23 protein-coding genes are annotated in these 26,879 nt (G+C 67.7%); 1 reads left to right on the top strand and 22 read right to left on the bottom strand.

Annotation, left to right across the window (positions count from 1 at the left end; translation table 11 throughout):
* Positions 1–97 precede the first annotated feature (97 nt).
* The 21 genes from rpsG to ACWEOO_RS10560 form a co-directional block, all read right to left on the bottom strand.
* The gene (rpsG, locus tag ACWEOO_RS10660; protein WP_131286359.1) at positions 98–568 is read right to left on the bottom strand and encodes a 30S ribosomal protein S7; all 471 of its coding nucleotides are present in this window, start codon (positions 566–568) and stop codon (positions 98–100) included.
* Positions 568–942, bottom strand: coding sequence for a 30S ribosomal protein S12 (gene rpsL / locus ACWEOO_RS10655; RefSeq protein WP_141854829.1), 375 nt, complete (start codon positions 940–942; stop codon positions 568–570). Before rpsL ends, rpsG begins: the two co-directional genes overlap by 1 nt.
* A 276-nt stretch (positions 943–1,218) precedes the next feature.
* Positions 1,219–1,980: a maleylpyruvate isomerase N-terminal domain-containing protein gene (locus ACWEOO_RS10650; RefSeq protein WP_452142767.1), complete on the bottom strand. Its 762-nt coding sequence runs from the start codon at positions 1,978–1,980 to the stop codon at positions 1,219–1,221.
* Positions 1,973–3,283, bottom strand: coding sequence for a nuclear transport factor 2 family protein (locus ACWEOO_RS10645; protein ID WP_452142766.1), 1,311 nt, complete (start codon positions 3,281–3,283; stop codon positions 1,973–1,975). Before ACWEOO_RS10645 ends, ACWEOO_RS10650 begins: the two co-directional genes overlap by 8 nt.
* A gap of 175 nt (positions 3,284–3,458) precedes the next feature.
* Positions 3,459–7,319 (bottom strand): DNA-directed RNA polymerase subunit beta', encoded by a 3,861-nt coding sequence (locus ACWEOO_RS10640; protein WP_359939438.1) that lies wholly within the window; start codon positions 7,317–7,319, stop codon positions 3,459–3,461.
* Between the two features lie 68 nt (positions 7,320–7,387).
* Positions 7,388–10,870 carry a DNA-directed RNA polymerase subunit beta gene (gene rpoB, locus ACWEOO_RS10635; RefSeq protein WP_359939441.1) on the bottom strand — a complete coding sequence of 1,161 codons (3,483 nt, stop codon included), beginning with the start codon at positions 10,868–10,870 and terminating at the stop codon, positions 7,388–7,390.
* 262 nt (positions 10,871–11,132) lie between these two features.
* Positions 11,133–11,927, bottom strand: a complete 795-nt coding sequence (locus ACWEOO_RS10630) for a hypothetical protein (protein ID WP_452142765.1) — start codon at positions 11,925–11,927, stop codon at positions 11,133–11,135.
* On the bottom strand, positions 11,927–12,418 hold the full coding sequence (locus ACWEOO_RS10625; RefSeq protein WP_359939447.1) for a hypothetical protein: 492 nt from the start codon (positions 12,416–12,418) through the stop codon (positions 11,927–11,929). The genes ACWEOO_RS10630 and ACWEOO_RS10625 overlap by 1 nt, the downstream gene beginning before the upstream one ends.
* Positions 12,415–13,707, bottom strand: coding sequence for an MCE family protein (locus ACWEOO_RS10620; protein WP_452142764.1), 1,293 nt, complete (start codon positions 13,705–13,707; stop codon positions 12,415–12,417). Before ACWEOO_RS10620 ends, ACWEOO_RS10625 begins: the two co-directional genes overlap by 4 nt.
* On the bottom strand, positions 13,704–14,933 hold the full coding sequence (locus tag ACWEOO_RS10615) for an MCE family protein (RefSeq protein ID WP_452142763.1): 1,230 nt from the start codon (positions 14,931–14,933) through the stop codon (positions 13,704–13,706). Before ACWEOO_RS10615 ends, ACWEOO_RS10620 begins: the two co-directional genes overlap by 4 nt.
* Entirely contained in the window at positions 14,930–16,117 is a 1,188-nt protein-coding gene (locus ACWEOO_RS10610) for an MCE family protein (protein WP_452142762.1), read from the bottom strand. The genes ACWEOO_RS10615 and ACWEOO_RS10610 overlap by 4 nt, the downstream gene beginning before the upstream one ends.
* The gene (locus ACWEOO_RS10605; RefSeq protein ID WP_452142761.1) at positions 16,117–17,130 is read right to left on the bottom strand and encodes an MCE family protein; all 1,014 of its coding nucleotides are present in this window, start codon (positions 17,128–17,130) and stop codon (positions 16,117–16,119) included. Before ACWEOO_RS10605 ends, ACWEOO_RS10610 begins: the two co-directional genes overlap by 1 nt.
* Positions 17,127–18,158 (bottom strand): MCE family protein, encoded by a 1,032-nt coding sequence (locus ACWEOO_RS10600; RefSeq protein ID WP_355482522.1) that lies wholly within the window; start codon positions 18,156–18,158, stop codon positions 17,127–17,129. Before ACWEOO_RS10600 ends, ACWEOO_RS10605 begins: the two co-directional genes overlap by 4 nt.
* A 160-nt stretch (positions 18,159–18,318) precedes the next feature.
* The gene (locus ACWEOO_RS10595) at positions 18,319–19,656 is read right to left on the bottom strand and encodes an MCE family protein (protein ID WP_452142760.1); all 1,338 of its coding nucleotides are present in this window, start codon (positions 19,654–19,656) and stop codon (positions 18,319–18,321) included.
* On the bottom strand, positions 19,653–20,483 hold the full coding sequence (locus ACWEOO_RS10590; RefSeq protein WP_452142759.1) for an MlaE family ABC transporter permease: 831 nt from the start codon (positions 20,481–20,483) through the stop codon (positions 19,653–19,655). The genes ACWEOO_RS10595 and ACWEOO_RS10590 overlap by 4 nt, the downstream gene beginning before the upstream one ends.
* A gap of 1 nt (position 20,484) precedes the next feature.
* Positions 20,485–21,258 carry an MlaE family ABC transporter permease gene (locus ACWEOO_RS10585; RefSeq protein WP_359939470.1) on the bottom strand — a complete coding sequence of 258 codons (774 nt, stop codon included), beginning with the start codon at positions 21,256–21,258 and terminating at the stop codon, positions 20,485–20,487.
* A gap of 115 nt (positions 21,259–21,373) precedes the next feature.
* Positions 21,374–22,321: an ABC transporter ATP-binding protein gene (locus tag ACWEOO_RS10580; protein ID WP_452142758.1), complete on the bottom strand. Its 948-nt coding sequence runs from the start codon at positions 22,319–22,321 to the stop codon at positions 21,374–21,376.
* 224 nt (positions 22,322–22,545) lie between these two features.
* Entirely contained in the window at positions 22,546–22,935 is a 390-nt protein-coding gene (gene rplL, locus ACWEOO_RS10575; protein ID WP_134107138.1) for a 50S ribosomal protein L7/L12, read from the bottom strand.
* Between the two features lie 63 nt (positions 22,936–22,998).
* Positions 22,999–23,619 carry a 50S ribosomal protein L10 gene (gene rplJ, locus ACWEOO_RS10570; RefSeq protein WP_359939476.1) on the bottom strand — a complete coding sequence of 207 codons (621 nt, stop codon included), beginning with the start codon at positions 23,617–23,619 and terminating at the stop codon, positions 22,999–23,001.
* Between the two features lie 216 nt (positions 23,620–23,835).
* Positions 23,836–25,011 (bottom strand): MFS transporter, encoded by a 1,176-nt coding sequence (locus tag ACWEOO_RS10565; protein WP_452142757.1) that lies wholly within the window; start codon positions 25,009–25,011, stop codon positions 23,836–23,838.
* Complete coding sequence (locus tag ACWEOO_RS10560; RefSeq protein WP_452142756.1) at positions 25,011–25,820, bottom strand: IclR family transcriptional regulator; 810 nt, start codon at positions 25,818–25,820, stop codon at positions 25,011–25,013. Before ACWEOO_RS10560 ends, ACWEOO_RS10565 begins: the two co-directional genes overlap by 1 nt.
* Positions 25,821–25,872: 52 nt before the next feature.
* On the opposite strand from ACWEOO_RS10560, the gene ACWEOO_RS10555 reads away from it, so the two are divergent.
* Entirely contained in the window at positions 25,873–26,475 is a 603-nt protein-coding gene (locus ACWEOO_RS10555) for an SMI1/KNR4 family protein (RefSeq protein WP_452142755.1), read from the top strand.
* Here the strand turns inward: ACWEOO_RS10555 and ACWEOO_RS10550 are convergent.
* Positions 26,472–26,876: a RidA family protein gene (locus ACWEOO_RS10550; protein ID WP_452142754.1), complete on the bottom strand. Its 405-nt coding sequence runs from the start codon at positions 26,874–26,876 to the stop codon at positions 26,472–26,474. The genes ACWEOO_RS10555 and ACWEOO_RS10550 overlap by 4 nt on opposite strands.
* Positions 26,877–26,879: the final 3 nt, after the last annotated feature.

Below are 26,879 nucleotides of genomic sequence, written 5' to 3'. Positions count from 1 at the left end.
AGGTCGGTGGTGATTTGTACGGCCACCTCGGTGGTCTACCTCTCGATTCTGTACTGCGCCAAAGGGGTGAACGCTGGGGTCCGGATCGGACCCCGGATCACCAGCGGTAGTGGGCGAAAGCCTTGTTGGCTTCGGCCATCTTGTGCGTGTCCTCGCGGCGCTTCACCGACGCGCCGAGACCGTTGGAGGCGTCCAGGATCTCGTTCATCAGCCGCTCGGACATGGTCTTCTCGCGACGGGCGCGGGAGTACGTCGTCAGCCAGCGCAGCGCCAGCGTGGTGGACCGACCGGGCTTGACCTCGATCGGCACCTGGTAGGTGGCACCACCGACGCGGCGGCTCTTCACCTCGATGCTCGGCTTCACGTTGTCCAGCGCACGCTTCAGCGTGATCACCGGGTCGGTGCCGGTCTTGGTGCGAGTGCCCTCGAGCGCGCTGTACACGATGCTCTGCGCGATCTGCTTCTTGCCGTCGACCAGGATCTTGGAGATCAACTGGGTGACGAGCGGCGAACTGTAGACCGGGTCGATGATGACCGGGCGCTTCGGGGCGGGGCCCTTGCGCGGCATTAGCTCTTCTCCTTCTTCGCGCCGTACAGGCTGCGAGCCTGCTTCCGGTTCTTCACACCCTGGGTGTCGAGCGAACCGCGGATGATCTTGTACCGGACACCCGGGAGGTCCTTCACACGACCGCCACGGACGAGCACGATCGAGTGCTCCTGCAGGTTGTGGCCGACGCCGGGGATGTAGGCGGTGACCTCGATGCCGCTGGTCAGGCGGACACGCGCAACCTTGCGAAGCGCCGAGTTCGGCTTCTTCGGCGTGGTCGTGTAGACGCGCGTGCACACACCACGACGCTGAGGGGAACCCTTCAGGGCCGGCGTCTTGTTCTTGGACACCTTGTCCTGGCGGCCCTTGCGGACCAGCTGCTGAATGGTGGGCACCGCGTAGCTCTTTCTGTCGTCCGGCTGGGTTTGTTGCTTTTACCTGACCCCCGCGGTCGGGTGTGTCGCGTGCGCACGAGCAGACCGAAGCCGTAATCTTCCAGACTGTCGGCAGGAGTCCCGTGCCACGCGGCCCGACCCGTTGGACGAGGGGCACGCATGACGGCCCAGGAAAGACCCCGGGCACGATCGTTAAGACTAGCGGGTGCCCCTAGCACGGTCAAAATGAGTAATCGACCACGGTAGCGAGCCTTCCGCCCTTCCAGTGTACAAGGCTTACGGAGTGGCTCTCCCGGCCAGGAAATCAGTGGCCGCCACCGGGTCTCCGGTGACCGTCAGGACGGTCGGCGGCAAGCGCTTCCACAGGCATAGTCCGAGGTCGGCGGCGGTGCCCGAGAGGACCGCTTCGCCGACCGCCTTCGCATGCTCCACCCGCGGCGCAATCCCTTGTGACACAGGCGTCAGCGTCCATTCGTCACCCGTGTCGACGGCCCGGACACCGATCTGCCGGGTCACCGCCGGCGCGAATCCGCGGGCCAGCATCCGGGGCAGGAACACCTCGAACACCTCGTCCACTACGTCGGCCGCGATGGCCGGCCGGACGACGTCCGGCCGCGGCCCGGGCTGCTCGCCCGTCGCCGCCTCGGCCTGGAGCAGGTCCACGAGGTGGACGGCCGTCTCATGCAGGCGCCGGCGGGCCCAGAAGCCGGCCCGCTGGTCGACCGGGGCGAAATTCCAGCAGGGCTCGTCCGGATCGACCGCCCGGAGCGCTGCCGCCAGAGCCGCGCTCGTCCCGGCGTACCAGTCCGCCCAGGAGATCGTCGTACGGAGCACCTCCGGCACCTTCTGGGCCGTGCCGGACAGCAGGATCGACGCGGCCCAGCGCTGTCCCGACCCCAGATGCAGGGCCAGGTCGGCGACCGTCCAGCCGGGGCAGGCCGGGACCGTCGCCTCCGGGTCGACCCGTTCGAGGGCGGCCGCGAACTCCGCGGCCACCCGCTCGAACTCGGTCAGATGGTCGATCGGTTGGTCAGACACGGAACTCGACGTCGGTGATCAACCCGTCGACGACCCTGTACAGGGCCAACTGCGGGGCGGATCCGCCGTCCTCGTAGCTGACGACGTGCTCCACCACCCACTCCCCCAGCGACAGCCGCTGGACGACCTCGGTCTTGCACTCGCCGGCGTCGAAGCGCGGCCGGTAGAACTCGCGCAGGAACCGGCGGCCCTTCAGTTCGGAGCCGTCCGCGCGCAGGATCCGGGCGGTCGGCGAGTACATGGCCAGGAAGGCCTCGAGATCGTGGGCGGCGTACGCGGCGTGCTCACGGGCGATCACCCGCGCGGCCGGGGTGTCCGCGGTGACGGCCGCGACCGTCGCGAAGCCCAGATCGGCCAACGGGGCCTGGGCGGCCACCGGCACGGGCGTGACAGGTGCAGGTGTGACAGGGGCAGACGGGACAGGCGTGGTGACGACGGGGGCCGGCTGAGTAGCGGGTTCAGCCGGGGCCGGCGGCGTCTTCACCGCGACGGCTGCCTTGGCGGCGGACGTCGTACGGCGGGTGGAGGTGGTCTTCTTCTTGGTCGGAGGCGGGACGAGGAGCTTGGTGTCGTCGCCGGGTTCCTCGCCGAGGTGGGCGATCGCCCAGTCCAGGGCCTTGGTGACGGCGGCGCGTGATTCTTCGGTGTGGTCGAGCATGTCGAACCCGTGGTGCCCTTTCGGTACGTCGATGATGTCCAGCGCGGCGCCGCCCGCGGAGACGAACTCCGCAACCGGACCGGCGAGCTCCTCACGCTCGAGTCCGACTCGTGTCAGCAGCACCGGCAGGTCCTTGTGTTTTCCGATCACTTCAGCGGCGGTTACCAGGTCGTCGACACCGGGCGGGGTGGCGAGCAGGGGGTACGTCAGGGCGACGAAACGCAGCCAGTCGGGGCGGCTGTCCAGCCATTCCCCGGCGAGCAGGCCGGCGCCCGAGAAGAACCACAGGCCGACCCGATCGGGATCGACGCGTGGATCGGAACGCAGTACGCCGACCGCAGCCTCCACCTCGTCCGCGGCCGTGACCAGTCGGTCCAGGCCGTGAATCAGGCTGTGGTCGACCACCGCCGACACCAGGCCACGCCTGGCGGCAGCGGTTGCATAACCCTTGTAGACCGGCCAGTCCCGAGGCATCACCTCGAGGTTCGCCGGTCCGGGTCCCCCGTGCACGAAGAGAATTGCGCCGCCTCGGGCGGTACCGGGCGGGCGGTACAGGTCGATCTCCCCGAGGCGATCGACACGTACGTCAGAACCTTCCAGAACCCCCAAGACGAAAGGCCGCAGGTAGGCCGGCAGATCCGTCATGGACCAATCTTGGCGCATCCCGCCCACACTTTCAGCCGCCACCCCGAGTGTCTTTCCCACCCCGCCCTGTACCGGCCCCGTACTGGCCCCGTACTAGCCCTGTCCTGGCCCGTAAACGCCGCGAGGGCGGCACCTCCCGGCAGGGGAAGTGCCGCCCTCGGCGGTGTGACTGCGCTCAGTTCTGGTAGGAACCGAGGTCGAAGTCGTCGAGCGGGACCGACTGCCCGCTGGACGGGCCGAAGTCGTAGTCGTACGACTCGTAGCCGACCATCGAGTACATCGCGGCCTTCGCCTCCTCGGTGGGCTCCACCCGGATGTTGCGGTAACGGTCCATGCCGGTACCCGCCGGGATCAGCTTTCCGATGATGACGTTCTCCTTCAGACCGACCAGCGAGTCGGACTTGCCGTGGATCGCGGCCTCGGTGAGGACGCGGGTCGTCTCCTGGAAGGAGGCGGCCGACAGCCACGACTCGGTCGCCAGCGAGGCCTTGGTGATACCCATCAGCACCGGACGGCCCGAGGCCGGCGTACCGCCCTCGGCCACCACGCGGCGGTTCTCCGCCTCGAAGGTGACGCGGTCCGCGAGCTCGCCCGGCAGCAGCTGGGCGTCGCCCGACTCGATCACCGTGACCCGGCGCAGCATCTGCCGGACGATGATCTCGATGTGCTTGTCGTGGATGGCCACACCCTGCGACCGGTACACCTCCTGGACCTCGTCCACCAGGTGCTCCTGCGCCTTGCGGACACCCAGGATCCGCAGAACCTCCTGCGGGTCCGGCGTACCCTGCGTCAGCTGCTGGCCGACCTCGACGTGCTGGCCCTCCTCGATCAGCAGGCGACCGCGCTTGGAGACCGGGTAGGCGACCTCCTCGGACCCGTCGTCCGGCGTCAGCACCAGCTTCCGGGTCTTGTCGGTGTCCTCGATCGAGATCCGGCCCGCGGCCTCCGAGATCGGCGCCTTGCCCTTGGGCTGACGCGCCTCGAACAGCTCGACGACACGCGGCAGACCGTGGGTGATGTCATCACCCGCGACACCGCCGGTGTGGAAGGTCCGCATCGTCAGCTGCGTACCCGGCTCACCGATGGACTGGGCCGCGATGATGCCGACCGCCTCGCCGATGTCGACCGGCTTGCCGGTCGCCAGCGAACGGCCGTAGCACTTCGCGCAGGTACCGGTCTTGGCGTCACAGGTGAGCACCGACCGGACCTTGACCTCTTCGAGGCCGGCCGCGACCAGCTTCGCGATCGACACGTCGCCCAGGTCGGCGCCGCCGGCGAGCACGACGTTGCCGTCGGCGTCCAGGGCGTCGGTGGCCAGGGTCCGCGCGTACGCGCTGGTCTCCACGTTCTCGGCGTGCACGACCTTGCCGTCCGGGCCCTTCTCGCCGATCTGCTTCGGCAGGCCCCGCTCGGTCCCGCAGTCCTCCTCGCGGATGATGACGTCCTGCGACACGTCCACCAGACGCCGGGTCAGGTACCCCGAGTCGGCGGTCCGCAGCGCGGTGTCGGCCAGACCCTTCCGGGCACCGTGGGTGGCGATGAAGTACTCGACCACCGACAGGCCCTCACGGAAGTTGGACTTGATCGGCCGGGCGATGATCTCGCCCTTCGGGTTGGCCACCAGACCACGCATACCGGAGATCTGCCGGATCTGCATCATGTTGCCTCGGGCACCGGAGTGCACCATCATCCAGATCGGGTTGTCCTTGGCGAAGTTCTCCTCCATCGCCTTGCCGACCTCGGCGTTGGCGCCGGTCCAGATCTCGATCAGCTCCTGACGCCGCTCGGACGAGGTGATCAGACCCCGCTCGAACTGCTTCTGGACCTTCTCGGCCTGGGACTCGTACCGGGCCATGATCTCGGGCTTCGACGGCGGCGTGCTGAAGTCGTCGATCGACACCGTGACACCCGAACGGGTGGACCAGTAGTAACCGAGGTCCTTCAGCGCGTCCAGCGCGTGCGCCACCTCGACCTTGGTGTACCGCTCGGCCAGGTCGTTGACGATCCCGCCGAGCTGCTTCTTGCCCACCTCGGTGTCGACGAACGGGTAGTCCGCCGGCAGCGCCTCGTTGAACAGCGCCCGGCCCAGCGTGGTCTCCAGCGAGAACCCGCCGCCCGGCAGCGCGGTCGCGCCGGCCGGAGCGGCCGACCCGTCCAGCCGGATGGTGATCTTGGCCTGCAGCGACAGCTCGTTGCGGTCGAAGGCCATCAGCGCCTCGGCCACCGAGCTGAACGCCCGGCCCTCGCCCTTGGCGCCTTCCTTCAGCATGGTCAGGAAGTAGATGCCGATGACCATGTCCTGGGTCGGCATCGTGACCGGACGGCCGTCGGCCGGCTTCAGGATGTTGTTCGTCGACAGCATCAGGATCCGGGCCTCGGCCTGCGCCTCGGCCGACAGCGGCAGGTGCACCGCCATCTGGTCACCGTCGAAGTCCGCGTTGAACGCGGAGCAGACGAGCGGGTGGATCTGGATCGCCTTGCCCTCGATCAGCTGCGGCTCGAACGCCTGGATGCCGAGCCGGTGCAGCGTAGGCGCACGGTTCAGCAGCACCGGGTGCTCGGTGATGACCTCTTCCAGCACGTCCCAGACCTGGGCGCGCTGACGCTCGACCATCCGCTTGGCGGACTTGATGTTCTGCGCGTGGTTGAGGTCGACCAGCCGCTTCATCACGAACGGCTTGAACAGCTCCAGCGCCATCGCCTTCGGCAGACCGCACTGGTGCAGCTTCAGCTGCGGGCCGACGACGATCACCGAACGACCGGAGTAGTCGACGCGCTTACCGAGCAGGTTCTGCCGGAAGCGGCCCTGCTTGCCCTTGAGCATGTCGGACAGCGACTTCAGCGGCCGGTTGCCCGGGCCGGTGACCGGACGGCCGCGGCGGCCGTTGTCGAACAGCGCGTCGACGGCCTCCTGCAGCATCCGCTTCTCGTTGTTGACGATGATCTCCGGCGCGCCCAGGTCGAGCAGTCGCTTGAGCCGGTTGTTCCGGTTGATCACCCGGCGGTACAGGTCGTTCAGGTCCGAGGTCGCGAACCGGCCACCGTCGAGCTGCACCATCGGGCGCAGGTCCGGCGGGATCACCGGGACGCAGTCCAGCACCATGCCCATCGGGCTGTTGTTGGTCGCCAGGAACGCGGTGACGACCTTCAGCCGCTTCAGGGCGCGGGTCTTGCGCTGCCCCTTACCGGTCTTGATCGTCTCGCGCAGGTTGTCCGCCTCGGCCTTCAGGTCGAAGGTCTCCAGCCGGCGCTGGATCGCGGCGGCGCCCATGGCGCCCTCGAAGTACTTGCCGAACCGCTCCTTCATGGCGCGGTAGAGGATCTCGTCGCCCTCGAGGTCCTGGACCTTCAGGTTCTTGAACCGGGTCCAGACCTCGTCGAGGCGGTCGATCTCACGCTGCGAGCGGTCGCGCAGCTGCTTGACCTCACGCTCGGCGCCTTCCTTGACCTTGCGGCGGACGTCGGCCTTGGCGCCCTCGGCCTCGAGCTGCGCCAGGTCCTCCTCGAGCTTCTTCATCCGCTGCTCGATGTCGTTGTCACGACGGTTCTCGAGCTGCTTGCGCTCCACGTCCACCCGGCCCTCGAGCGAGGACAGGTCGCGGTGCCGGGCCTCGTCGTCGACGTCGGTGATCATGTACGCCGCGAAGTAGATGACCTTCTCCAGGTCCTTCGGGGCGAGGTCGAGCAGGTAGCCGAGCCGCGACGGGACACCCTTGAAGTACCAGATGTGGGTGACCGGCGCGGCCAGCTCGATGTGGCCCATCCGCTCGCGGCGCACCTTGGAGCGGGTGACCTCGACGCCACACCGCTCGCAGATGATGCCCTTGAAGCGAACGCGCTTGTACTTGCCGCAGTAGCACTCCCAGTCCCGGGTGGGACCGAAGATCTTCTCGCAGAACAGACCGTCACGCTCGGGCTTGAGGGTCCGGTAGTTGATCGTCTCCGGCTTCTTGACCTCGCCGTGCGACCACTGGCGGATCTCATCCGCGGTCGCCAGGCCGATCCGAAGCTCGTCGAAGAAGTTCACGTCGAGCACGATGTGTTATCTCCCGTTGCTAAAAGTGGTCTGAGTGAGTTGGTTGTTGATGTCAAGCGGCAACCCGCTCAGACCTCCTCGACGCTGTTCGGCTCGCGCCGGGACAGGTCGATTCCCAGTTCCTCCGCCGCCCGGAAGACGTCCTCCTCGCTGTCGCGCATCTCGACCCGGCTTCCGTCGGACGAGAGCACCTCGACATTGAGGCAGAGGGACTGCATTTCCTTGACCAGAACCTTGAACGACTCCGGGATACCCGGCTCCGGGATGTTCTCGCCCTTGACGATCGCCTCGTACACCTTGACCCGGCCGACGACGTCGTCGGACTTGATGGTCAGCAGCTCCTGCAGCGCGAAGGCGGCACCGTAAGCCTCCAGGGCCCACACCTCCATCTCGCCGAACCGCTGGCCACCGAACTGGGCCTTACCGCCCAGCGGCTGCTGGGTGATCATCGAGTACGGACCGGTCGAGCGCGCGTGGATCTTGTCGTCGACCAGGTGGTGCAGCTTCAGGATGTACATGTAGCCGACACCGATCGGGTCCGGGAACGGCTCACCCGAACGGCCGTCGAACAGCTTCGCCTTGCCCTGCCCGTTGACCATCCGGACGCCGTCCCGGTTCGGCAGCGTGGAGCTCAGCAGGCCGGTGACCTCGTCCTCCGTAGCGCCGTCGAACACCGGAGTGGCGACGTTCGTCATCGGCTCGGCCGCACCGGCGCCGATCTTGATCAGCCGCTGCGCCCACTCCTCCTCGTTCTCCGGGTCGACCTCCCAGCCGCGGGAGGCGATCCAGCCGAGGTGGGTCTCCAGCACCTGGCCGACGTTCATCCGGCCGGGCACGCCCAGCGGGTTCAGGATCACGTCGACGTGGGTGCCGTCCTCGAGGAACGGCATGTCCTCGACCGGCAGGATCTTCGAGATGACGCCCTTGTTGCCGTGCCGGCCGGCCAGCTTGTCGCCGACCGAGATCTTCCGCTTCTGGGCGACGTACACCCGGACCAGCTGGTTGACGCCCGGCGGCAGCTCGTCGCCGTTGTCCCGGTCGAAGACCCGGACGCCGATGACGGTGCCCTCCTCGCCGTGCGGGACCTTCAGCGACGTGTCGCGGACCTCGCGCGCCTTCTCACCGAAGATCGCGCGCAGCAGCCGCTCCTCCGGGGTCAGCTCGGTCTCGCCCTTCGGGGTGACCTTGCCGACCAGGATGTCACCGGTGGTGACCTCGGCGCCGATCCGGATGATGCCGCGCTCGTCCAGGTCGGACAGCATCTCGTCGGAGACGTTCGGGATGTCCCGGGTGATCTCCTCCGGGCCCAGCTTGGTGTCGCGGGCGTCGACCTCGTGCTCCTCGATGTGGATCGAGGTCAGCAGGTCCTGCTGCACGACGCGCTGGCTGAGGATGATCGCGTCCTCGTAGTTGTAGCCCTCCCACGTCATGAACGCGACCAGCATGTTCCGGCCGAGGGCCATCTCGCCCTCGTCGGTGCAGGGACCGTCGGCCAGCGGCGTCCCGATCTCGACCCGCGCGCCGGCGTCGACCAGCGGGCGCTGGTTGATGCAGGTGCCCTGGTTCGAGCGGCGGAACTTCGCCATCCGGTAGGTCTGGTAGGTGCCGTCGTCGGCGGCGATCTCGATCAGGTCGGCCGAGACCTCCTTGACCACACCGGCCTTGTCGGCCACGACCACGTCGCCGGCGTCGACCGCACCGCGGAACTCCATGCCGGTACCGACCAGCGGGGCGTCCGAGGTGATCAGCGGCACCGCCTGGCGCTGCATGTTCGAACCCATCAGCGCGCGGTTGGCGTCGTCGTGCTCGAGGAACGGGATCAGCGCGGTCGCCACCGACACCATCTGGCGCGGCGAGACGTCCATGTAGTCCACGTCCTCGACCGGCACGAGCTCGACCTCGCCGTGCCGGCGACGGACCAGCACGCGCTCCTCGGCGAACCGGTTCTCGTCGTTCAGCGCGGCGTTCGCCTGCGCGATGACGAAGCGGTCCTCCTCGTCGGCGGTCAGGTAGTCCACCTGGTCGGTGACCTGGCCGTCGACGACCTTGCGGTACGGCGTCTCGACGAAGCCGAACGCGTTCACCCGGCCGTACGACGCGAGCGAGCCGATCAGACCGATGTTCGGGCCTTCCGGGGTCTCGATCGGGCACATCCGGCCGTAGTGCGACGGGTGCACGTCACGGACCTCGAAGCCGGCCCGCTCACGGCTCAGACCACCCGGGCCGAGCGCGTTCAGCCGGCGCTTGTGGGTCAGGCCCGCGACCGGGTTGGTCTGGTCCATGAACTGCGACAGCTGGGAGGTGCCGAAGAACTCCTTCAGCGCCGCCACCACCGGACGGATGTTGATCAGGGTCTGCGGCGTGATCGCCTCGACGTCCTGGGTCGTCATCCGCTCCCGGACCACGCGCTCCATCCGGGCCAGGCCGGTGCGCAGCTGGTTCTGGATCAGCTCGCCGACGGTACGCAGGCGACGGTTGCCGAAGTGGTCGATGTCGTCCTCTTCGACCACGATCTCGCCGCGCGGGGCCGGCAGCTCGGTCTTGCCCTCGTGCAGGGCGACCAGATACTTGATCGTGGCGACGATGTCGTCGACGGTCAGCACCGCCTGGTCGTGCGCCTCGTCCCGGCCGAGCTTCTTGTTGATCTTGTAGCGACCGACCTTGGCCAGGTCGTAGCGCTTGCCGTTGAAGTAGTAGTTCTCCAGCAGCGCCTGCGCGGCCTCGCGGGTCGGCGGCTCACCCGGACGCAGCTTGCGGTAGATGTCCAGCAGCGCGTCGTCCTGGCCGGAGGTGTGGTCCTTCTCCAGGGTCAGGCGGATCGACTCGTAGTCCCCGAACTCCTCGAGGATCTGCGCGTCGGTCCAGCCGAGCGCCTTCAGCAGGACGGTGACGTTCTGCTTGCGCTTGCGGTCGAGGCGGACGCCGACCATGTCGCGCTTGTCCACCTCGAACTCCAGCCACGCGCCGCGCGACGGGATGATCTTGGCGGTGAAGATGTCCTTGTCGGACGTCTTGTCCGGCGTGCGCTCGAAGTACACACCGGGCGAACGGACGAGCTGCGACACGACGACGCGCTCGGTGCCGTTGATCACGAACGTGCCCTTGCGGGTCATCAGCGGGAAGTCGCCCATGAACACGGTCTGGCTCTTGATCTCGCCGGTCTCGTTGTTCATGAACTCGGCCGTGACGAACAGCGGCGCGGAGTACGTGACGTCGCGCTCCTTGCACTCGTCGACCGTGTTCTTCGGCGGCTCGAAACGGTGGTCGCGGAACGACAGCGACATGGTGCCGCTGAAGTCCTCGATCGGGGAGATCTCCTCGAAAATCTCTTCCAGGCCGCTGGGGCCGGACAGGTCCGACCGCCCCTCGGCCTCAGCGGCGGCCACCCGGGCCTGCCACGTTTCGTTACCGACCAGCCAGTCGAAACTGTCCACCTGCAGCGCAAGCAGATCCGGAACCTGGAGCGGCTCGGAGATCTTTGCGAAGGAGATGCGGCGGGGGCCGGTGACGTTGGAAATGCTGTCGGACTGGGGGTTGCGCGAGGCGACCAAGGGGCGTCCTTCCACGGGCTCGCAAAATCACATCGGTGCTGGGAGCGCACGCCAAGCCGCCCCAGTCAAGTCGGAGACCCGAGCAGAGGCGAGAGAAAGGCAGCGCAAAGCAATAGGCTACATGATCCAGGCAAGCCTGTCCAATGGGGTCCAACAGTTTGCCGTCGGACCACCCTCTCCGTCAAGGACCGACCCGGAGTCTCCAGCGGGTAGATCACCCACGAGACACCCGGCGCCCCTCTGGTGCGGAGTTAGGAAGAGGTTACAGTCCGGCGATCTCCTGGACCAGCCATCGGTCGCCGTTTCGGACCATCGTGAACCGGGTCCGGTTCAGGTCCACCCGGGGACTACCCTTCGTGATCGTGCTGGTGGTCGTCTGGTTGACGAAGATGATCAGCGTGACCCGGTCGGCGTCGCCGTCGCGGACCCCGACCTCGCGGACCTCGGCCTTCACTGTCGCCTTGGTCTTGGTGGCCAGTTCGCCGGCGACCTTCGCGGTCTCGTCGAACTTGGCGGCGAAATCCGGGGTCATCGTCGCCCGCGCCGCGGCGAAGCTCTTGTCCAGGTCGCGGTAGTCGTAGCTGAGCGCCGTCTCGGCCGCCTTCCGCCCGGCCGCCGCGGCCTGGCTGCGGGCGTCCTCGGCCTGCTTGCCGTGCCACGCCTTGACCCCGAGCACCGCGGCGACGGTCAGCGTCAGCACCACGACCACCGCCAGGGCGGCCGTCAACGTGGTCCCCAAACCCCGCTTCTGCTCACTCTCCGTAGAGATTTCGGCAGCCGGAGACTTCTCGAGAAGGTCCTCCAAGGGCTCTTCTGTGGCCGGGGTCACATCCCCTTGAGCGTCCGCAGCCGTGTCCTCGGCGGTGTCCGCAGGCGTCTGCTCGGCCTCGGGCTCGGGGTCGGCCCGGACCCAATAGCCGCCGCCGCGTGCGGGCATGCGCTTCCAGTTGCCCGGTCCCGGCGGTTCGGGGAGCTGCGGGGTCTCCGGCGTGTCCGGGACCTCGGACGCCGGGCGGGGGCGGCGGGAACCGGCGACGCGGGGGCGGTAGCGAGGCATCAGCCCACCACCTGGAGGTCGGCGGTCAACCAGCGGTTCTGCTCGCGGACCATGTCCAGCTTGATCCGGTAGCGGCGCTGGACGCCTTCGGCCGAGGCCGTGTTCGTCACCACCGCGTTCACGATCACCAGCACCTGAGCGGAGTCCTTGTCGTTCGAGACCACAGCGGCTTCCTTCACGTCGCCCTTGGAGGTCGCCTTGTTCGTCACGACCTCGGTCTTCACCGCGGCGATCCCGGCCTCGAACTCCTGTTTGAACTGCCCGGTCGACTCGTCGGTCACGCGCTTGAAGTCCGCCTCCGACGTCGTGTAGTCGTACGTCGTGAAGTCCAGCGCGAGCTGCCGCGCCGCCTTCATCGCGCCGTCGCGCTGCGAGTCGTCGGCCCGCTGCTTGCTCAGCGCGACCACCGACAACGTGAGGCCCGCGAGCGCCACGATGAGCAGGACGCTGAGCGCCCAGGCCAGCACGAGCCGGCCGTTGCGTGCGATCACTTGCTGGTCACCGGTCCGAGGATGAGTGCCTTCCAGGAGTCGCTGCCGAGCAGCTCCTGCTGTCCACCGGTGGAGCCCAGGGTCAGCTGCGGCATCCCATCGGTTCCGCCCGCGGCGCCGGTCGCCGGGTCGTAGCCGATCCCGTACCCGCCGCGGTTCAGGTCCTCCCGCGACGACGGGGTCGGCTTGTTCTGCGAGCCGCGGACGTTGATCCCGCTGCCCGGGTTCGCCGTACAGCCGGCCTTGGTGTTCGCGGGGGTGTTCTTGAGGTCCTGCGGGACCCGCTTGTCGGTGCCGCCGTACCCGGGCCGGCAGGCCGGCGGCTGGAGACCCACGACCAGGCCGAAGTGCGCGTCGTAATGGCCGGTGCCCGGGTCCTTGGCCGGTACGACGTAGCCGCCCATCGACACCGCCGGGTACACCACCAGCAGCTGCTCGACGGCGTCCAGCCGGACCGCGGTCAGTTCGTTCACCGTCAGGAGGTTACCGAGCAGCACCGCGATCGACGCACTGTTCTCCTGGATCAGCCCCGTGACCTGCGTGGATGCCAGTGACCCCTGGTCGATGACCTTGCGCAGGTTGGCGTCCGAGCTGACCAGGGTGTCGGACAGCAGCGCCAGGTTCTTCGCCCACGTCTTGATCGCGTCGCCGCTGGCCACCTGCGTGGCGAGCACGGTGTCCCCGTCGTTGATCAGCTTGATCGTCTGCAGCACGTTGGCGTCCGCGTCGTCGATCAGCTTGCCGGAGCTGTCGATGATCTTCTGCAGGTCGGTGCCCTTGCCCTTGAGCGCGGTTCCGAGCTCGCGGACCGTGGTCCGCAGGCTGTTCTTGTCGACCGAGTTCACCAGCTGGTCGAGGTTCAGCAGCAGCTCGGTGGTGTCGATCGGGATCGCGGTGTCCTTGCGGTCGATCCGCGAGTTGTCCTGCAGGTACGGCGCCCCGTCGCGGCGCGGCTGCAAGTCGACGTACTGCTCGCCGATCGCGGACCGGTTCGCGACCACGGCGATCAGGTCGTTCGGGATCTTGACCTTCTTGTCGATGTCCAGATTCACCTGGACACCGTCGCTGAGCAGCTTCAGCTGACCGACCCGGCCGACCGGCTGACCGCGGTACGTCACCTCGGCGCCGCTGAAGATACCGCCGGACTCGGCGAAGCTGGCGCTCACCGTGTAGTCGTCGTCGACGATCAGCTTGTCGATCTGGGCGTACCGGGCGCCGACGAACGCGACGCCGACGACGGTAATCAGCAGGAACACCATCAGCTGGATCCGGACCGCTCTGGTGATCATCCGACCACCCCCGGCATCAGGGCCTTCGCCAGGTCGGGATCGAGCCCGGACCGGTTCAGCGTCGGCGAGCAGACCGGCAGCCCGAGCACCGTGATGCAGGTCGTCGTGGTCCCGGTCGGGACCGGCAGCGACGGGAGCACGCTGCCCGGCGCCTGGCTCGTCGGCAGGTGCACCGGAAGGCTGATCCGGCCGGTAGGGATCGCGGTCGGGCCGGCGGTCGGCAACTGGATGCCCAGCAGGTTGTCGAGTGCCTTCTTGGTGTTCACGTCGAGCGTGATCCCGAGGTTGGTGTAGTCACCCTTCGCGGCCTTGGCGGCGTTGTCGGGGAACGGATAGGTGAACAACAGCTCCAGCGACTTCGGCAGGTTCTCCCCCGCCTCGGCCAGCTTGGTGAGGATCGGGTAGAGCGACTTCAGGTTGGCCACCAGGTCCTTCTGGGCCGAGGTGATCACCCGGGTCGCGGTGTTGCCGAGCGTGGCCAGCGCCTGCAGCGTCTTGACCAGCGCGGCCCGCTGCTTGTCCAGCGTCGCGATCGACGCCGGCAGCGAGTCGATCGCGGTCGCGAGCGTCGCCTTCTGCGCGTTCAGCTTCTTGGCCAGGGCGTCCACGGACTTGATCGCGGTGACGATGCGCGCCTTGTTCTGGTCCAGGGTGCCGACGAAGGTGTTCAGCTGGGTCAGCACGCTGCGGATCGCCGGCTCGTTGCCGGTCAGGGCCTTGTTGAGCTCCTGAGTGATGATCTGCAGTTGGGCCACGCCGCCGCCGTTCAGCAGCAGCGAGAGCGCGGACAGCACTTCCTCGACTTCGACGTTGCTGGTCGTCCTGGACAGCGGGATCAGCTCGCCGTTGTCGAGCTTGCCGCGCGCCTTCTCGGTCCCGGTCGGCCGGGACAGCGACACGAACTTCTCGCCCAGCAGGCTGGTCTGGCGGATCGTCGCGTGCGTGTTGTCCGGCAGGTCGAGGCTCTTCGGCAGCCGGATCCGCACCTTCGCGACGTACCCCTCCAGCCAGACCTTCTCGACCGTGCCGACGGTGACGTCGTCGACCTTCACCGTCGACTTCGGCACCAGGTCGAGGACGTCGGTGAACTCGACGGTGACCCTGTACGACGGCCCCTTGATCTTCGCGCCGCCGGGCAACGGCAACGAGTACACGCTGAAGTCACAGCCGCTCAGCAGCATCGCGAGCGCGGCGACTCCGGCAAAGATTGACGTACGGCGCCTCATCGGACCAGCCCCCCGAGCGTCGGGTCGACCGGGTCCGGACTGTTCAGCGGGGCCTGCTGCTTCGGCGCCCACGGCGTACCGGCAGGGCCGCCGCTGGTCGGCCCGGTGCCGGTCAGCTGCTCGAGCAGCGGCAGCTTGGCGAGCGCGTCGAGGACCGGCTTGAGCGTCGTGCACGTCGACAGGGGCTGGTTCGCCTGCAGCAGCAGCGAGCACACGAACGTCGCCGGGTCGTCGAGCTGCCCGGGGTTGATCCGTTGGTCGAGCGTGCCGAACTGCGGGTTGTAGATCCGGGCCAGGTTGCCGAGGCCGAGCGGCGCGGTATCGAGCACCTCAGCCAGCGCGGCCTTCTCGTTGACCAGGATCTGCGACAGCTTGGTGGCGCCGGAGACCGTGTTCTTCACCAGCGTCCGGTTCTCCTTGACGAACGTCGCGACCTCGCCGAGCGCGGTTGCCAGCAGCGACAGCGACGCGCCCAGGTCCTTGCGTTCGCCGGCGAGCGTCGTCGAGACCGCGGCGAAGTTCGTGTTGAACTGCCGGACCAGCTGGTCGTTCGCGGCCAGAGCGGACACGAAGGTCTGCAGCTGCCGGATCGTGTTGAACAGCGCCGACGAGTTCCCGGACAGCGTGCTGGTCAGCTTCGAGACGTCGGTGATGGTCTGGTTCAGCTTGGCGCCCTGGCCGTTCAGGTTCTTCGCCGAGACGTCGAGCAGCCGGGCGAGTGCGCCCTGGTCGTTCGCGCCCTTCGGCCCGAGCGCCACGGACAGGTCGTTGAGGCTCTGGTAGATCTGGTCGAGCTCCAGCGGTACGGCGGTGCGCTCGATCGGGATCTGCGCGCCGTCGGCCATCACGGCGCCCTTGGAGTACGCCGGGGTGAGCTGCACGTACCGGTCCGCGACGATCGACGGCGACGCGATCACCGCCTTCGCGGTGGCCGGCACCTTGTGCTTGGCCTCCCACCAGAACTTCACCCGGACCGTCCGGCCGGCCGGGGTGACGCTCTCCACCTCGCCGACCTTGATGCCGAGGATCCGGACGTCCGACCCCGGGTACACCGAGACCGCACGTGGGAAGTACGCCGTCGCCGTCACCCTCTCGGGTTTCGGCCACAACGTCACGACGCTGACCGCGAGGATCACCACGACCACGCCGACCGCGATCAACCGGGACAGTGCGTTGACCTTCATCAGCCGCCACCTCCCAGGATCGTCGGCAGTCCGGGGATCGGCACCTTCGGGAGCGGGATCTCCGGGACCGGCACCAGGTTCTGCAGGTAGGTGTCGAACCAGGGCCCGGTGCCAAGGGTGTTGGTGAAGACGCGGACGAACGGCGCCAGGCCCTTGATGCTCGCGTCCAGCGAGTTCTGGTTCTGCAGGAGGACGGCGAGCACCGCGTTGACCTTCTGCAGCGTCGGCCCGAGGTCCTTGCGGTTCTCCCGGACCAACGCGGTGATCTGCGCGGACAGCTTCTGCGTCGACACCAGCAGCTGGTGGATCAGCGCCCGCCGGGCCTGCACGGCCTGGAAGACGGTGTTGCCGTCCTTCATCAGCTTGATCAGCTGCTGGTTGCGGTCGGCCAGGACCTTGGTGACCACGTTCGAGTGCTGGAGCAGCAGCTTGAGCTGCTCGTCGCGCTTGGCCACGTTCCGGGACAGGCGGGACAGGCCGGTCAGCGAGGCCTGCACCTCTTCCGGCGTGTTCTTGAACGTCGCCGACAGCGTGTCCAGGGCCTTGGCCAGCTGCGCGGTGTTGATCCGCTCGGTGGTGTTGGCCAGGTCGGTGAAGGCGTCCACGACGTCGTACGCCGAGATGGTCCGGGCCAGCGGGATCTCGGCGCCCGGCTTCAGCTTGCCGGAACCGGCCGGGTCGAGCTTCAGGTACTTCTGGCCGAGCAGCGTCTTGATCTTCATCTCGGCGCCGGTCTCGTCGCCGAGCTGCACGCCCTTGTCGACCACGAAGTCGACCCGGACGTGGGTGCCCTCGAGCTCGACCTTGCGGACCTTGCCGACCCGGACGCCGGCGACCCGGATCTCGTCGTTCGGCTTCAGCCCGCCGGCCTCGGAGAACTGCGCGGAGTACTTCGTCCCGCCACCGATCAGCGGCAGGTCCTGCGCCTTGAACGCGGCCAGCATGATCAGGCCGATCACGGTCAGCCCGATCACGCCGATCGTCACCTGGTTCTGCTCGCGGAACGGTTTCACTTCGCGCACCTCGCCGAGTTGAGCTGGTACGAGACGGGGATCCGGGTTCCGGTGGGCAGCGTGACGTTGCCGTCGAAGTTGCACAGGTAGAAGTTGAACCAGGAGCCGTACGACGCGGTGCGGGTCATCGTGTTGAGCTTCTCCGGCATGAACTGCAGGGTCTTCACCCAGATCGACTGGGTGTCGTCCAGCGTGGTGGCGACCGCGCGGAGCTTGTCCAGGTCGGCCTTGATCGGCACCCGGGTCTGTTGCAGCAGGCCGGCGGTCTTGGTGTTCAGTGAGTTGATCGAGGTCAGCGAGCCGAGGATCGGGGTGATGTCCTGGCTGAGGCCGGTGATGAACTGCTGCAGGTTGACGAGCAGCTGGGAGAAGTTCGCTTGCCGCTGGGAGACGATCTGCAGCGTCCCGGTCAGGTTCGTGATCAGGTCGCCGATCACCTGGTCGGCGTCGGCCAGCGTGGTGGTCAGCGATGCGGTCTTGGCCAGTAGCGACTCGATCGTGCCGCCCTCGCCCTGCAGCACCTTGATCACCTCGAACGCGAACTGGTTCACGTCCGCCGGGGTGAGCGCGGTGAACAACGGCTTGAACCCGTTGAAGAGCACCGACAGGTCGAGCGCCGGCGTCGTCCGTTCCTTCGGGATGATGCCGTTCTTCTTCAGCCGGTCGCCGCCGCCGACGCCGTCGGTGAGCGCGACGTACCGGTTGCCGACCAGGTTCCGGTACCGCAGCGTCGCGTGCGTGGAGGTGTCGATCACCTGGTCGGAGTCGACGCTGAACGTCACCATCGCGAGCTTGTCCTGATACAGCTGGATCTTGTCGACCTGGCCGACCTTCACGCCGGCGATCCGGATGTCGTCGCCCTGGTTCAGCCCGACCGCGTCGGTGAAGACCGCCCGGTACTTCGTGGTCGGGTTGAAGCTGATGTTCCCGATCGTCACCGCCAGCAGCGCGGTCGCGATCGTGGTCACCACCACGAAGATCCCGAGCCGCACGGTGTCGAACGTGGTCTTCTTGTCGAAGAAGCTCATTTGGTGACCCCCCTCGGCTGTTGGTGCGTAGCTCCGGTGTCCAGGTGGGTGCATCGCAAGGCGGAGGAGGTGCACGATGCGGGTTTCATCGTGCGCCGACGACAACGCAGCGAGGTGCCCGCCTGGGCGCCGGAGATGCGTGCCGAACAGTCGAGGGGGGTCACCTTAGGTTCACCTGCCCTCCGCGGAGCAGCGGGCCGACCATCAGCGTGGTCAGGTCCGGTACGTCGTCCGCGGGCACGCCCATCTCCGGGCCGACGATCGAGTTGACGACGTCCTGCTCGGCCGGTGTGCCGACGCCCTGGGTGTCCATCGCGAAGCCCGGCATCGCCCGGTTCAGCTTCAGGTCGAGCGGGAAGCGCTGGTTCTTGTTGTGGTCGCCGATCACGCCGTCGTCACCGGTGATGTACGGCGCCGGGTTCTCCTGCGTGTACGGGCCCGGCTTCGCCCCCGGGTGGCTGTAGTTCTTGCCGACACAGGTCGGGCCGCGGTGGTCGGCGTACACGGGCTTCTCGTTCGGCTCGTACGGCGTCGGCTGGTTGGTGATCAGCTCGAGGTTGATGTTCAGCCGGCCGTCCCGGAACGTGTCGTTCAGGATCGGGGCGGTGTCGGTCATCACCTGCAGGAAGCACGGCACCTCGGGTGAGTACCGCTCCAGCAGGTCCAGCACCGGGCGGCTGACCTGGCCGAGCCGGATCACCCGGTCCTCGTTGTCCTTCAGGAACGTGTTCCCGGTGGTGGACAGGTTCTGCACGTCGACGAAGAACTGCTGCAGCTGCTTCTGCTTCTCGACCACCGTGTTGCCGGTGATGGTCAGGTTCCGCAGCGCGCGGACCAGGTCCGGCGTCGCGTCGCCGTACAGGTCCGCGACCTGGGTCAGCTTGGCCAGGGCGTCCATCAGCTTCGGGACGTGCGGGTTGAGCTTCTTCAGGTACCCGTCGAGCTGGGTGAGGGTGCCGGCGATCTCGGCGCCGCGACCCTCGAGCGCGGTCGCGAGCGTGTTCAGCGTGGCGTTCAGGTCGGCCGGGTCGACCGCCTGGAGCAGCGGCAGCGCGTCGTTCAGCACCTTCTCGATCTCGATGCCGACCGCGGTCTTGTCCCGGCTGATCACGTCGCCGGCCTTGATATGGCGGTCTCCGGTGGCTTCGGTGCCGGTCGGCGGCACCAGCGCGACGTACTTCTCGCCGAACAGCGTCTTCGGCAGGATCCGGGCGCTGACCGCGGCGGAGATCTCGTTCACCTGGTCGGGCTTGAGCGCCAGGTCGACGGTCGCCTCGTCGCCGTCCGTCGAGACGCCGCGCACCTCGCCGACGATGATGCCGCGCAGCTTCACGTCGGCGTGCTCGTTCAGCTGCAGGCCGATGTGGCTGGTCTTCAGCTCGACGTTCACGGTCTTGGTGAAGACCTTGGCGTAGAACGCGTACGTCAGCCAGAGCAGGAACACCAGGACGCCGATGAACGCGACGCCCAGCACCTTGTGCGAGATGAGTCTGGTCATCCGGCCAACCTCACGGTGGTCGTCGTGCCCCAGATCGCCATCGACAGCAGCAGGTCCACGACGTTGATCACGACGATCGACGTCCGGACGGCCCGGCCGACGGCCACGCCCACACCCGCCGGACCGCCGGTCGCGTGGTAGCCGTGGTAGCAGTGCACCAGGATCACCAGCACCGCGAACACCAGCACCTTGCCGAACGACCAGAGCACGTCCCCGGGTGGCAGGAACAGGTGGAAGTAATGGTCGTACGTGCCCGTACTCTGCCCGTAGAACGTGGTCACGGTGAGTCTGGTCGCGAAGTACGACGCGAGCAGACCCACGACGTACAACGGGATCACGGCGATCAGTCCGGCGATGATCCGGGTGGTGACCAGGAACGGCAGCGACGGGATCGCCATCACCTCGAGGGCGTCGATCTCCTCGCTGATCCGCATCGCGCCGAGCTGCGCGGTGAAACCGCAGCCGACGGTCGCGGCGAGGGCGATCCCGGCGATCAGCGGCCCGATCTCGCGGGTGTTGATGTAGGCCGACACGAAACCGGCGAACGCCGACGTGCCGATCTGGTTCAGCGCCGAGTAGCCCTGCAGGCCGACCTCGGTGCCGGTGAAGAACGCCAGGAACGTGATCACGCCGACCGTGCCGCCGATCACCGCGAGCGCGCCGCTGCCGAGCGTGACCTCGGCGAGCAGCCGGAAGATCTCCTTGCGGTACCGCGTGACGGACTTGCCGGACCAGGCCAGCGCCTTGATGTAGAAGGCGAGCTGCTCACCGAGGTGGTCGAGCGAACTCAGCGGCTTCTTGACCAGCACATCCATCAGGGCCGACATGTCAGGCCCCCTTCGGCGGGACGAGCTGGAAGTAGATCGCGGTCATCGAGAAGTTCGCGACGAACAGCAGCATGAACGTGATCACGACGGACTGGTTCACGGCATCGCCGACGCCCTTCGGGCCGCCGCCCGCGTTGCAGCCCTTGTACGACGCAACGACCGCGGCGATGAAGCCGAAGACCAGCGCCTTGACCTGCCCCTGCCACAGGTCGGGCAGGTGGGCGAGCGCGGTGAAGCTCGCGATGTAGCTGCCGGGTGTGCCGTCCTGGAGGACGACGTTGAAGACGTAGCCGCCCATCACGCCGACCACGCTGACGAAGCCGTTCAGGAAGAACGCGACCAGCATCGTCGCCAGCACCCGCGGCACCACCAGCCGCTGGATCGGGTCGATGCCGAGCACCATCATCGCGTCCAGCTCCTCGCGGATCTTCCGCGAGCCGAGGTCCGCGCAGATCGCCGAACCGCCGGCGCCCGCGATCAGCAGCGCGGTCGCGATCGGCGACGCCTCCCGGACGACGGCCAGGACGGCGGCCGAGCCGGTGAACGCCTGCGCGCCGAACTGCTTGATCAGGCCGCCGACCTGCAGCGCGATCACCGCACCGAACGGGATCGCGACCAGCGCGGTCGGGATGATCGTCACGCTCGCGACGAACCAGGCCTGCTGCAGGAACTCCTTCAGCTGGAACGGCCGCCGGAACGTGGCCCGGCCGGTGTCGAGAGCGAAAGCGAAGAGCGAACCGGCGTGCTTCAGCGGGGCGGTCGCGGACACGGTCACGGGGCCTCCCGGTCTGGACCGAGGAGCGCAGGGAGCGAAGCGATCGGAGCGACGAGGGAAGACCGGGAGTAAAAGCCCCGTGACCGGCCGCGCGGCAGCGCGGCATTCAATACAGTCACCGAGCCCCCACCGTCTTCGCCTCGAACGACCCGGGTGGCGGGACGATGCCGTTCTCGCGGCACCATTCGCCCGGCGGGCGCTGGGTCGGGCGGAGCATGCCGCTGCTGGGCAGCTGCTGGATCGGGATCGGCGGCAGCGGGGGCAGCTCTTGGCCGATCTCACGGGCCAGCTCGTCGGCGTCCTTCTCCTCGGACATGCCGATCGGGCCGATCATCTGCGCGTTCAGGAACTGCCGGATCACCGGCTCCTCGCTGGACAGCAGCATCTCCCGCGGACCGAACATCGCCAGATGCCGGTGGTACAGCATGCCGATGTTGTCCGGCACCGTCCGCGCGGTGTTGATGTCGTGGGTGACGATCAGGAAGGTCGCGCCGAACGCTTCGTTCAGGTCGATCATGACCTGGTTGAGGAACGACGTCCGGACCGGGTCGAGGCCGGAGTCGGGCTCGTCGACGAGCAGGATCTCGGGGTCCAGGACGAGCGCCCGGGCCAGGCCGGCTCTTTTGCGCATACCGCCGGAGATCTCGCCGGGCAGCTTCCGCTCGGCGCCGACCAGGCCGACCATCTCCATCTTCTCCATCACGATGGAGCGGATGTCGGATTCGGACTTCTTGGTGTGCTCGCGGAGCGGGAACGCGACGTTGTCGTAGAGGTTCATCGAGCCGAACATCGCGCCGTCCTGGAACAGCACGCCGAACAGCCGGCGGACGTCGTACAGCTCGCGCTCGCTGCAGGTGGCGATGTCGGTGCCCTCGATCCAGACATGCCCGCGGTCGGGCTTGATCAGACCGATCAGCGTCTTCAGGAACACGGACTTGCCGGTACCGGACGGGCCGAGCATCACGCAGATCTCACCGGCCGGCAGAGTCAGGGACACGTCGCCCCAGATCAGCTGGCTACCGAAGGACTTGGTGAGACCCTCGACGCGGACTTCTACGCCCACCGGTCCTCCTCACGGGAATGTTCTGGCCTGCCCCGAACCGACGAGTACGCGGGTTCCAACGAGGGAGCAGTGGCCTAGGTTACGCACGAGTACGGTTTTGCGTAACCCCTGGAAGTCAAGCGATTGCGATACTAACCATCACGTAACGGCAGAAGGGCGGCCCCCTTGCGGGGACCGCCCTTCTCTACACATTCGTTACGCTCCTTGACGGAACGTAACCGAGGTCACTTCAGGGTGACGGTGGCGCCGGCGCCCTCGAGGGCCTCCTTGGCCTTCTCCGCGGCAGCCTTGTCGACCTTCTCCAGGACGGCCTTCGGGGCCGACTCGACGAGGTCCTTGGCCTCCTTCAGGCCGAGGCTCGTGAGACCGCGCACCTCCTTGATGACCTGGATCTTCTTGTCGCCGGCGCTCTCCAGAACGACGTCGAACTCGTCCTGCTCCGCGGCCTCTTCGGCGGGGGCGCCCCCACCAGCGGCCGGAGCGGCGGCAACGGCGACCGGGGCGGCGGCGGTGACGCCGAACTCCTCCTCGAACGCCTTAACGAACTCCGACAGCTCCAGCAGGGTCAGTTCCTTGAACTGGCCGAGGAGCTCTTCGGTGCTGAGCTTCGCCATGATGGCGGTCCTTCCTAACGATGGTGCTTGGTGATCACTGATGGGGTGTTGCGGTGAGATGCCTCAGCTGTCCGCTGCGGCGGTCTCCTCGGTGCTCGCCTCGGCAGGTGCCTCGGCCGTGTCCTGGACGGTGTCCTGCACCGTGTCCTGGACGTCCGCCGGAGCGGCGTCGGCCGGCAACTTCTCCTGCAGCGCCGCGAACAGGCGCGCGGCCTGCGACAGCGGAGCAGCGAACAGCGACACCGCTTGCTGCGGGGCCGCCTTCATCGCACCTGCGAGCTTCGCGAGGAGAACCTCACGCGACTCCAGGTCAGCGAGCTTGCTGATCTCGTCAGAGCCGAGTGCCTTACCGTCCAGCACTCCACCCTTGATGACGAGCAGGGGGTTCGCCTTGGCGAAGTCACGCAGTCCCTTGGCCGCAACCACCGGGTCGCCCTTGATAAAGGCGATCGCCGAGGGGCCCTCGAGGAGCGAGTCGAACGAGTCGACACCCGCGTCCTTGGCCGCGATCTTGGTCAGCGTGTTCTTCACCACGGCGTAGTTCACGTCGTCACCGAGCGCAGTCCGAAGTTGCTTCAGCTGCGCGACGGTGAGACCGCGGTACTCGGTCAGCACGGCGCCGTTGGAGCTACGGAACTCGTCCGTCAGCTCCGCGACAGCGGCTGCCTTGTCCGGCCTCGCCATGGGGGTCTCCTTCTATCGGCTTCCACGCCTCGGACCCCTGAACAAAGAAAATCGCCCCTGCGCAGGCGCAAGGGCGTGAGACATACAGTGTCACTTCCAAGTCACCTGCGCGGGCCGCCCACCTGAGTGGGACCTTCAGCTACCTAGGGCAGCAACCAGCGGTCTTCGGCAGTAGACAGTGTGCCTGGTGGACAGGTGTTTAGCCAAATCGGTTGTTCACGTGGGCTGTTCCGTCCTCGGATGCGGCGGGATCCAGCGGTGCATCGCCGTGGCCGCGGCCCAGCCGGTACCGGCCATGATCACGATCGCCGGCCCGAGCCCCAGCAAGGCGGTCGCCCCTGCCAGCAGCAGAGGTCCGGCGCCGTTGCCGGTATCGGCGAACAGCCTGAACGCGCCGAGGAACTGGGCCCGTCCTACCGGTGGTGAGGCGTCCGCGCCGAGCGTCATGATCACGCCTGCGCCCAAACCGTTGCCGATCCCCATCAGCAGCGCGACCGCGGTCAGCGTGGCCGTGGTGTGCGTCAGCGGGAGCAGCAGGTGCGCCAGCCCCAGCACGATCATCGACGGTACGGCGACCCACTTCCGGCCGAGCCGGTCCATCACGGATCCAGCCGGATAGAACAGCAACATGTCGACGGCTCCGGACAGCCCGAAGATCACACTGGTCGTCTGCGGATCCAGTCCGATGTGCTGCGCCCACAGCGGGATCACAACCTGGCGCGACGCCCGGACGGCCCCGACGAGCAACGCTCCGACACCAAGGGTCCGCAGTACGGGGATGTGGTCGCGGATGACACCCCAGGTGGACTGTGCTGCCAGCGGGCCTCTCCCACGCCTGTTGGCAACGTCCGGCAGGCTCACCAGAACCGCACAGGCCAGTACGGCGGCCACCAGGTGCACCCAGTACGCACCGTCGGTGCCGAGGAACTTCATCGCGCCCGCTCCGAGGAACGGCCCGATGAACGAGCCGATGCGCTGTACGCCGCCCAGCGTGGACAGGGCCCGCGCCCTGAGCTCGATCGGCACTGCCTCACTCAGATAAGCCTGCCGTGCAAGGCCCCAGACTGCGCCGGCCAGACCGGTGCAGCCAATCGCCACTGCGAGTCCCCAGACCGTCGGGACCACCAGACAGGCGGCCAGCGCCAGCGCAACGAGAACGGTGGCGGCCAGCATCGCGCTGCGCTCGCCGATGCGGTTGGTGAGCGCCCCGGCCGGGATGTCACCGATCACCTGCCCCAGTCCGGCAGCAGCGACAACCAGGCCGGCCACAGCGACCGATGCGCCCAAGTGGGTGGCAGACAGCGCTACTACGGGTGCGATGGCGCCCTGCCCGATTCCGTAGAGCAGAGCGGGCAGATAGACAGCGGGAGCGATCTTCCAAAGGCTGCGCATCACCGGCCGCCGGCCAGCGCCGTACTGCGGTCCCGGGCGGCCGGGGTCGCTCCCAGCAGCTCCGACACCGACCAGGCTGCCTCGGCGACCCGCATCCCGTACTCCTCCATCCGCTCGACCGGCATCCGCAGCTCGGGGCCGGACACACTCAGACACCCGGCAATCGAGCCGGAGTAGCCGAACACCGGTGCCGCCACACTGCAGATCCCCGGCGTCCGCTCGATCCGCGACATCGCATAACCGCGCCGACGGATCTCCGTGAACTGCTCCGCGAGCACCTCCGGGTCGGTGATGGTTGCCGGTTGCACCTGCTCCAGCGGGCCCCGCAGCACCGCCTGCTGCTGCTCGAGCGGCAGGAATGCCAGCAGCGCCTTGCCCGGCGCACCGAGCGGCAGTGCCACCGGGAGACCGAACTCCGTGTAAGTGCGGCGCAACTGGTGGTGGCTCTCGACCTGATCGAGCACGACGCGCTGCCCTGACGGGAGCAGTTCGTGCACGGCCGCGGTCTCCCCTGTGGCATCGCGGAGTGCACGCAGCACCGGCAGAGCAGCGTCGCGCAGGCCGGCCGGGACCCCGCCGCTGTGCGCCAATTGCACGACCAGCGGACCGATCGCGTACCGGCGGTGCGCGGACTGCCGGACGAGCCCGTTCTCCTGCATGGCCAGCAGCAGCCGGTGCACGGTGCTGGTGGACAGGCCGGTGGCCCGGGCCAGGTCGCTGATCCCGAGGTCCGGCGTCCGCGCGTCGAAGCACCGGAGGATCGCGACAGCGCGGTCGATCGACTGCACAGAACCGCGCGTTTCCTGCATTGTGAAACCATATCCCGCGATACGGGAAGCTTGTCGATGTAGTGTCCAGCGGGTGAGCATCACCGCCTCTTGGGGCCGGATCGACCACTGGCTCGCCCGGCACGCTCCCGCGACGTACGACGTCCTCGCACCTCCGGCCACCGGCGCAGAACTCAAAGGCGACGCGGTCGAACTGCCGCCTGAGCTGGTCGAATCGCTGACCTGCCACAACGGCGTGAGGTCATGGGCGAACCTGTTGCCGGAGGCGCTCCCGTCGAGCGCCTCCGAGATCGCCGTGAACTGGCAGCTGCGGATGGACCTGGCCGCGGAGTACGACGGGTTCACCGTCCACCCGCCGGCCTCGGAGCCGTACTGGCATCCGGCTTGGATCCCGTGGGCCGACAGCGACGGGGACCTGCAGGTCATCGACCTGCGCCCGGGCCCGGCACGGGGGCGCCTGGGCATGGCGCTTCACGACGGATCAGGAGACTTCAGGGCCGGCTGGCCGAGCCTCGCGTCCTACCTCGCGGAGGTGGTGCACTCCCTGCACCACGGCACTGGCGTCAACGGCTGGTACCCGTACCTCACCATCCACCAGGAGCTCTGGTGGGATCGAGGCCCGGACCAGACGTCCGTCAACGGCGAGCCGCTGGTCCGGGCACCGGTGCAGAACTAGCTCAGGACAGCCAGCGCGTCGATCTCGACGAGCATGTCCGGCAGCGGCAGGCCGGTGAACACGGTGGTGCGCGACGGCAGGACGCCGCTCGGCGTACGGGCCGACACGAACTCGTCGTACGCCTCGTTCATCGCGGCGAAGTTGTCCCGCTCGGTGAGGTAGACGCGCAGCATCACCACGTCGTCGATACTCCCGCCGCCGGCCTTCAGGATCGCCTCGATGTTCTGCAGCACCCGGGTGGTCTGACCCTTCACGTCACCGGCGAACACGAAGTCGCCGCTGACCGGGTCGACCGAGCCCTGGCCGGACACCTGCAGGATGTTGCCCTTGCGGACGCCCTGCGAGAACACCGGCATCGGTGGCGGCGCGTCGGTGGTGGAGACTGCGGTCTTGTCGGACATCAG

The organism is Kribbella sp. NPDC004138 (genome assembly GCF_053603655.1).
This window is presented reverse-complemented; position numbering and strand designations above follow the sequence as displayed.